Raw genomic sequence first — 7,844 nt, forward strand, 5'->3', positions numbered from 1 at the left:
GGGAGCGGAGACTATCGCCTAATCGCGCGCGCGCAAGTATGTTGCGTCACCGCGACATGACCATCCAACGGTAAAGGCATAAGGAGCCATGATGATCGACCTGCTGACAGCACCCAGCCTGCACGACGTCCCCCATGGTTTTGCGGGGCGACGCGGCGGGGTGTCGGTGGGCATATATGCCGGTCTGAATGTCGGCCTGGGGTCGCAGGATGATCGCGCGGCGGTGCTGCGAAACCGGGAATTGGCGCGCGACGCAGTGATGCCCGGCGCGCAGCTGGTGACGGTGCGTCAGGTCCATTCGCCCGACGTCGTGACGGTCGGCAGCGCAATAGCGGATGCCGATCGCCCTGCCGCCGACGCAATGGTGACGGATCGGCCGGGGCTGTTGCTGGGCATATTGACCGCCGACTGCGTGCCGGTGCTGTTTTCTGACACGGCGGCGGGCGTGGTGGGGGCAGCGCACGCGGGATGGAAGGGTGCGATTGGCAGGGTGACAGATCGGACGATTGTGGCGATGGAGGCGCTGGGGGCGCAGCGTGACCGCATGGCTTGTGCGATCGGCCCCTGTATCGGCCGGGCTTCCTATGAAGTGACGCTGGATTTTGCCGAGCGGTTCGAGCGGGACGACGCGGATAATTCGCGCTTCTTCACCGCGGGCCGTCTGGGCCATGTACAGTTCGACATTGCCGCCTATGTCGCGTCACGCTTGGCGGCGGCGGGGGTCGGGCGGATTGATCTGCTGGAGGAGGACACCTATAGCCAGCCGGATCGCTTTTTCAGCTATCGCCGGTCCTGCCATCGCGGCGAGGCGAATTATGGGCGGCAGGTTTCGATGATTGGCCTGGGCGCGTGATGATGGTGGGGGCGGGGATTCGTCGCTTGGCGCGACGCCGCCACCTGACTGTGCCGTAGAGGTGCAGTTGCCCAATATCGTCCGTGCGGTAAGCACATTTGTAATAAATTCTATTCTAGAAATGCAATATAATTTCGACATTCTGGGATAGGGTTTGCGTTAGAGCGGTTTTCGACCGTTATGTATCGTTGAAGGATTCCCATGGGGGCGTAATTTCTGATTCAGAGTCTGTGCTGGTAAAGGAGGCCAGCATGGATTGGCCAACCTCTATCGATGGATTTACGCAAGCGGCTTCTGGCGGCGATCGATGCCGGGATGAGTTGTCGTGCTGCGGCGGCTCGGTTTGGTGTAGCGCCCTCGACAGCGATCCGTTGGCAGGATCAGCGGCGTACGACCGGCAGCTTCGCTCCCAAGCCTCAGGGTGGCGATATGCCATCGCGCCGGATCGAGGAGCGGCAGGCTGAAATCCTCGCCATATGGGAAGCGCGCAAGGACATCTCGCTTGAAGAACTGCGGGCGACGTTGATCGATCTGGGTCTGTACGTCTCGGTGGCCGGGCTTCACCGCTTCTTCGTTCGTCACGGTATGACGCGCAAAAAAAGATTGGCCATGCGATCGAGCAGGACCGCCCCGATATCCTGAGCCAACGACAAGACTGGTTCGATGGCCGCTGCGCCAGGGACGAGCGCCTGCGGATGGGCTTCCCGCACGGCCACCGCAAGACGACCACGCTGGTTGCCGGGTTGCGCATGACCGGAATGGTCGCGTCATGGTGCTGGACGGCCCGATCAACGGCGACTGGTTCGAAGCCTATGTCACCCATGTTCTCGTGCCCGAACTGCGACCGGGCGACGTCGTCATCATGGACAACCTGTCGAGCCACAAGCGCGCATCGGTGCGCGAGCGGATCGAAGCGGAAGGTGCAACCTTGCGCTCCCTCCCGCCCTACAGCCCGGACTTCAACCCGATCGAGAAAGCATAGGGGCAAAGGGCGGCATACCACGGATCGTCGCCACCGGCATGTGGGGCCGCGACGAGCGGGAAACGCTGCGCAAGCTCCATGAATGGAACCAGCCGATCCATCGGGTACGCGGTCGGATCGAGAGATCTTCGGGACGTGGAAGCGCTGCTACGGTCTGCGCCGGATGCGATGGCGAGGTCTCGCCAAAGCCACCGCCCAGGTCCACCTCACCGCCATCGCCTACAACCTCAAGCGCACCATGAACATCCTCGCAGCCAGGGCGTGAAACCTCCCACTACTCTGATCAGAGCGGCGACGACGCAGCCCGATCGCAATCCAAAATCGATAAAGGCAAAGTGTTTCAAGGATCTATAACCACCCGCGCACAGGTCTCATCAGACCCCAGCTACACCACCTCGTGGGACACGATCTATTCTGCTGAAAAAAGGTGATTATCTAACGCACAGCTATGCTGGATCTGGACCATGCCAGAACGGATCGAAAAAATGCGATCAAGGCAGGAATAGCATCAGAACTGCGGCGGCATGGCCTGTCAGGCAGAGTTAACGGCCCGTCCGACGCAGGGCAGACGACAGATGCCCAGATGACGGCGCGCTTCGCACTCGCCGTCAGCTGGACACCCGCAACAACCCTGAATTCAGCAAAGTCCCATCTAACAATTTCAATCACTTGGCGCTCGAAAGGTCAAGAAATCAGAGGTATTTGCGGGTGCCCAGCTGGGAAAGGGCAGTGCCTGAGGACGCGGCCCGGCGGAAATGGCGGGTCGCCCGCCGCCCCGGTTGTTCAGGAAGCGGATCGCCCCTGTCCCCTGCATGGAGCGCAACTTGCCCCTATTCTGGCTGAACTGATTGTCGGAAATCGCAATATCCGACGAATAAAGGGCCGTCGCCGCACGGGGGTAATTGCGGCCAAGCTCTATCACCGCGCCATAGCCCTGCGACACATCCAGATAATTGCCGCTGATTTCGGCGCGCTGGGCCGCCATGATGTTGACCGCGCGTTTGCCCACGCGCTCGACGACATTGCCGGTCACGCGGACATTGCGCGCCTCAAACCCTTCATAGCCGGGGCGCGACGCCATGCGCGGGCTGGTCCAGCCACCCACCAGCACGCCATCGGACATGATGTCGCTGATCATATTCCCGTCTATCAGTATCTGATCGCTGCCGCCCTTGACCGATATCGCCCCGGTCTGCGATTCCACCTTCGACACGCTGTTTCGGGAAATCCGGCCATTGGTGATGCCCAGCAGGTCGATGCCTTCGTCGTAGCAATTGGTGATGACGTTGTCGGCGACGATGACATTGCTGCCGCCATTGATCTTCACGCCATCTTCCATCGGGTTGTCGATGACATTGCCATAGACCGCGATATTGTCGACGGTGTCGTGGTAATCATAGCCATTCTGGCTGAACTGGATGCCGTTATGGCCCCCGGTCACATGGAAGCCCTGCACCAGGACATTTTCAGTCCCCCCGCCCCCGATCGCCGCCCATTTGCCTTCGCGCGGTGCCACGATGCGGGCCGCCTGCGGGCCATCGGCCGACACCAGCCAGATCGGCGCATCGGGCGCGCCATTCACCTTCTTGGGGAAACGGACATTTTCATGATAGGTGCCCGCCTTCACCATGATGGCCGTGCCGGGCCGGGCGATCATCACCGCATCGCCGATCCGGGCGAAGGGGTGGTCGCGGCTGCCGTCACCCGCCTCTGTCGACGCGTCAGCCGATACCCAGACAAAGCGCAGCGGCTTTGCCTTTCCGAACACCGCCGCATCCAGCCCGGCAGGCGGCAATGCCGGCAGGACGTCCGTATCCATGCGCAAATCCGCAATATCCTGCTGCGTGGCAAGCGCGCGCTCGCCCACTACGTTGAGATCGTTGGCCGATGCGACGTAAAGGCCGGTAACAGCGGTCAAGACGATCCCTGCAATCGCAAAATGGTTCATCGCTTCCCTCTTCGATTGCCAAACAGCGCGCAGTGCCTGTCAGGGCCAGCCGTATTTTGCACAGAAAGGGCGATGATGCACGCGCCCTGCATTTTGATGGTTAACCGGAGATTTACAAGCATCAACTCTGGTGTATAGAGGCCGGTGGGCATGATACGTCAAGCCGCTTGGGGGTTTCAATTGAAACATTACTTCTTGATCGTGGCGACAGCTACGGTCACGTCCATCCCCGTAACGGGTCATGCGCAACAAATTCCCGACGATGTCGGTGTCGCGGCGCGTGTCCCTGACGAATTCAAGCCTATTGGCGGCCGGATAGGCAGCGTATTTGTTTATCCTGCCCTGACCTACGACCTGACCGGGACCGACAATGTCGTGGCATCGGACGCAGACCGCAGGGGCGACGCTTATGTGACCGTGGCGCCCCGCGTCACGATTGCCCGCAACAGCCAGCAATCGAACCATGTGGTTCAGCTATTCAACGGCAATCGGTTTCATTTTGATTCAAAGGATGAGAATTTTTCGGAATTCGGCGTCCTGACACGCAACCGCTGGGGCGCGATCGGCAGTAACAACATCCTGTTCGAAGCATCCGCCCAGCGTGAAGTGGATCAGCGCACGGGGCGCAACAATGTCACCCTGTCGCGATCGCCCGTCCATCATGGACGTTTCGACGGCGAACTGGCCTATGCATTTTCCGCTGGCCAGTTCAGCTATCGCTTTGGCGTCCACGGAAGGCGCGTCGATTTCGCCGATGCCAGGAGCCGTACCGGCACCGTCATCGACCAGGATTTTCGCGACTATACGCAACTGGGTGGCAATGCCCAGCTTGGCTATCGCCTGCGCGAGGGGATCAACCTTGTCGGGCAGGTCGATTATGACCGCTTCTATTATGACGTTGGTCCGGGCGACACCGGCTTTCCATCGGGCCTGGCGCCCGACCGCAATTCCTATCGCCTCAAGGGTGAAATTGGCCTGGGCTTTGACATAAGAAAGCGTTTATATGGCGTTGCGACGATCGGCTATCTCACGCGCAATTATCGCAAGCAAATTCCGCAGCTCCGCGATATTAGCAGCCTGTCCTATAATATCAATCTGTTGTGGAATCCGACCGAATATCTGACGGTCCGGGTCAATGGCCTGCGCGACATACAGGAAACCGCCTCTCCGCTCGTCGCTGGCGACCAGTTCACGCGCGGCACGGTGGCTGTCGACTATGTGCCCACGCCAGCCGTGCTGATTACGGCCAGCGCCAACGCGGTCCATTATAATCCCGTCGGCGTGACCACCGGCAATGCGACGGAATATGGCGGCAGCCTGCTTGCGCGCTATCGCCTGAACCGCCAATGGTCCGTCGCCTCGCGGCTTTCCTATAATAGCCGCGACACCAACTCGCCGGTCGACAGCTTCGACGGCGTCTGGTTCAGCATGGGCGTCGTCATCACGCTGTAAATGACGCCACCATATGGTGGCCTGCGTGTATCCAGCCCGCTTAAAGCAGCGTGGGCTTCTCGCCCCGCTGCGTGTATCCGGCTGCTGGTCGCGCGCTCCGGCAGTTCATCCGTATCGCTCCGGCGAGGCTTGCGATTACCCACAAGTATTTGAATCGCTTGCGTATCTCCGAGAGAAAATTGTTGAATTGGATGAATCTGTTGTGATTCATTCACGAGCACCGTGATTGTGTTCGTGAGGTGCGCGATGCAGGCCGAAAGCGAAAAGCTGCTGCCTTTGGGTGACCACTGGTCGCGCAGCGAGGTCGATGAAACAGCTTTCAGAGATGCTCGTCTCGGGTGCCGGTTCGGCGATTTGCTTCGCCGCCTGAGCGACAGAATGGGAGGAACAATTCCTCTGGCCTGTCAGGACTGGGCGAGCACCAAAGCCGCATATCGGTTCTATTCCAACCCAAAGGTCGAGGAAGGGGACATCCTTGCAGGCCATATCGAGGCGACGAAGGCGCGGTATGCCGCATCTGACGGACCGATCTTGGTGCTTCAGGATACGACAGAGTTCACCTATCAGCGGCGGAACCCGCACGACATCGGTTTCACCAAAAGCGTCAACAGTGGTCGCGACAAGAGTGGTCGGCTCCGACATCATGCGGTTTGCGGAATATTTATGCATTCCAGCCTCGTTGTCACGGATGAGGGACTGCCCCTCGGCCTGGCCGCGGTCAAATTCTGGAACCGCGATAAGTTCAAGGGTACTGCCCAGCTGGATATCCGCAAATACCTCAGATTTCTTGAACTTTCGAACGCCAAGTAATTGAAATTGTTAGATGGGATTTTGCTGGATTTAGGGTTGTTGCGGGTGTCCATCTGCTATTCCTCCAAGTTCAGGCACCAGATCAGCACGGCAGCGTCAATATGTGCTCGCCGTGACTGACTGATCTCAAGCTGCGCATACATGGGGCGGCGGCGACCGTCACAGCCTTTGATTTGAGCTGCGCGGTCACCGTTTCAAACAGCGACCGATCAAGCTTCTGCGCGACCAGCAGCCGGCGATACCTGACGAAGGCGGTGCACTCGGGCGTCCCTTCGTTTGCGGAGAACCCACAGAAGCGGCGGAAGGAGGCTCGATCGTCGAGCGCCTCGGCCAGCTTCACGTCGGACAGGTCGTACCAGATCGACAAAAGCAGGGCTTGTCAACGGGCACCGAAGATTCCGCAAAAGTGGGCATCTAAAATTCCCTAGTTTGGCGGGAGGGTTTGTGTCGGTGATCAGCCGTGATGGAGATCGGGCTTTTCCTTTGCTGGCGGGCGGCCGCGCCGTTTCGGCAAGGGCGGTGGGTTGATGGACGGTGCAGCACGCGCATGCTCGGGCAGCAGGTCGGCGTGCTGCCGCATGCGATAGCTGGAGCCCTCGATCTGGATGACCACAGCGTGGTGAAGAAGGCGGTCGAGCAGCGCGGTGGCCACCACCGGATCGCCAAAGACATCACCCCATTCGGCGAAGCCGCGGTTTGACGTCAGGATCATGGCACCCTTTTCATATCGGGCGTTGACGAGCTGGAAGAAGAGATTGCCGCCCCCAGGCGTGACGGGAAGATACCCGATCTCATCGACGACGAGCAGGGAGGATCGGCATAGGAAGCGGATCCTCTCGCGCAGCGTGCCCTCGCGTTCAGCCTTGGTCAGTGAAGCGATCAGATCGGCGAGCGGGATAAAGTAGACGCTCTTGCCCGCCTTCACGGCCTCGACAGCAAGGGCCGTGGCGATATGGCTTTTCCCGGTACCGGGCGGACCCAGCAGATGCACCACCTCGGCCCGGTTGATAAAATCCAGGCCAGCGAGCGCCAGGATGCGGTTCCGGTCGAGAGATGGCTGGAAGGAGAAGTCATATCCGTCCAGCGTCTTGATGATCGGCAGCCTTGCCATGCGCAGGGCTGCCTTGATCCTGCGGTTCTCCCGGAGCGACAGTTCTTCGTTCAGCAATATGTCGATGGCCTCGATGCCATCGATTTTGCCCTGCTCTATGCCGCGCAGGGTGGCGTCGAGCATCTCCAGGGCGCGTGGCATTTTGAGATGGACCAGGCTGCGGCGGATATTATCGACGCGGGATGCGGCACCCCCATGGTTCATGGCCGTTCTCCCCGCGCCAGTTGGCTGCCGATCGCTTGATAGATGGCCAGGGAGCGCACGGTGACATGCTCGCCTACACGACCGATGGCGATTACCTCTTTGCCATGGATACGGCGCTTGGCGCCGCTGCTGCCTGTCCGGTGCGCAGGATCGATCCTGTACTGCCGGCGCCCCTCAAGAACCGGGTGCTCGGCAATGACCTGGCCCAGGTCTACGATCCGGATCTTGTCGGGCAACTGCTGGATTTCGACGACGCGCCGGGTGCGATCGGGAACGCTGTAGTAATTGCCGCCGACCGAGACCATCCCATCGTGGCTGACGCGGCGCTCCAGCTTCAGAACAGCGTCAAAGCGGCCGGCCGGGAGCAGCTGCAACTCAGGCTGCTCGGCGGCGAAGGCTTCAGCAATAATCCGCTGCGTCGTGCCGTGGACACGGACGTTGGCGACGGTATCGAGCCAGTCGATCAGCTGGACATTGAGATCGT

7 protein-coding genes and 2 pseudogenes are annotated in these 7,844 nt (G+C 60.1%); 5 read left to right on the forward strand and 4 right to left on the reverse strand.

Annotated features, from left to right (window positions below):
* The first annotated feature begins 91 nt into the window (after window positions 1-91).
* From pgeF to KRZ98_RS24525, 3 genes and pseudogenes are all read left to right on the forward strand, one after another.
* Window positions 92-853: a peptidoglycan editing factor PgeF gene (pgeF, locus tag KRZ98_RS06890; protein ID WP_217672936.1), complete on the forward strand. Its 762-nt coding sequence runs from the start codon at window positions 92-94 to the stop codon at window positions 851-853.
* 255 nt (window positions 854-1,108) lie between these two features.
* Window positions 1,109-1,832, forward strand: a pseudogene (locus KRZ98_RS06895) (transposase); the annotation flags it as partial.
* A gap of 85 nt (window positions 1,833-1,917) precedes the next feature.
* Window positions 1,918-2,100 (forward strand): transposase, encoded by a 183-nt coding sequence (locus KRZ98_RS24525; protein WP_217672926.1) that lies wholly within the window; start codon window positions 1,918-1,920, stop codon window positions 2,098-2,100.
* 396 nt (window positions 2,101-2,496) lie between these two features.
* On the opposite strand, the gene KRZ98_RS06905 is transcribed toward KRZ98_RS24525, so the two are convergent.
* Complete coding sequence (locus tag KRZ98_RS06905; protein WP_217672927.1) at window positions 2,497-3,783, reverse strand: right-handed parallel beta-helix repeat-containing protein; 1,287 nt, start codon at window positions 3,781-3,783, stop codon at window positions 2,497-2,499.
* Window positions 3,784-3,963: 180 nt separating this feature from the next.
* Here KRZ98_RS06905 and KRZ98_RS06910 point away from each other — a divergent pair, with 180 nt between their 5' ends.
* Both KRZ98_RS06910 and KRZ98_RS06915 read left to right on the forward strand, forming a co-directional pair.
* Entirely contained in the window at window positions 3,964-5,235 is a 1,272-nt protein-coding gene (locus KRZ98_RS06910; protein ID WP_254798150.1) for an outer membrane beta-barrel protein, read from the forward strand.
* A 246-nt stretch (window positions 5,236-5,481) separates the two neighbouring features.
* Window positions 5,482-6,045, forward strand: coding sequence for a transposase DNA-binding-containing protein (locus tag KRZ98_RS06915; RefSeq protein WP_254798151.1), 564 nt, complete (start codon window positions 5,482-5,484; stop codon window positions 6,043-6,045).
* Window positions 6,046-6,127: 82 nt separating this feature from the next.
* Here KRZ98_RS06915 and KRZ98_RS06920 read toward each other — a convergent pair whose 3' ends face one another.
* The 3 genes and pseudogenes from KRZ98_RS06920 to KRZ98_RS06930 all read right to left on the reverse strand — a co-directional run.
* Window positions 6,128-6,412, reverse strand: a complete 285-nt coding sequence (locus KRZ98_RS06920; RefSeq protein ID WP_217672929.1) for a transposase — start codon at window positions 6,410-6,412, stop codon at window positions 6,128-6,130.
* Window positions 6,413-6,499: 87 nt separating this feature from the next.
* Window positions 6,500-7,360: an IS21-like element helper ATPase IstB gene (gene istB, locus KRZ98_RS06925; RefSeq protein ID WP_217672930.1), complete on the reverse strand. Its 861-nt coding sequence runs from the start codon at window positions 7,358-7,360 to the stop codon at window positions 6,500-6,502.
* Window positions 7,357-7,844 (reverse strand): annotated as a pseudogene (locus tag KRZ98_RS06930) (IS21 family transposase); the annotation flags it as partial. The pseudogene KRZ98_RS06930 and the gene istB, both read right to left, overlap by 4 nt.

This window comes from Sphingobium sp. AS12 (assembly GCF_019097845.1).
Classification (GTDB): Bacteria; Pseudomonadota; Alphaproteobacteria; order Sphingomonadales; family Sphingomonadaceae; genus Sphingobium.

What these genes read in the sequence shown, in the direction of transcription:
- pgeF (WP_217672936.1), top strand. Translation starts at nt 92, where the DNA reads ATGATCGACCTGCTGACAGCACCCAGCCTGCACGACGTCCCCCATGGT.
- KRZ98_RS24525 (WP_217672926.1), top strand. Translation starts at nt 1,918, where the DNA reads ATGGAACCAGCCGATCCATCGGGTACGCGGTCGGATCGAGAGATCTTC.
- KRZ98_RS06905 (WP_217672927.1), bottom strand. Translation starts at nt 3,783, where the DNA reads ATGAACCATTTTGCGATTGCAGGGATCGTCTTGACCGCTGTTACCGGC.
- KRZ98_RS06915 (WP_254798151.1), top strand. Translation starts at nt 5,482, where the DNA reads ATGCAGGCCGAAAGCGAAAAGCTGCTGCCTTTGGGTGACCACTGGTCG.
- istB (WP_217672930.1), bottom strand. Translation starts at nt 7,360, where the DNA reads ATGAACCATGGGGGTGCCGCATCCCGCGTCGATAATATCCGCCGCAGC.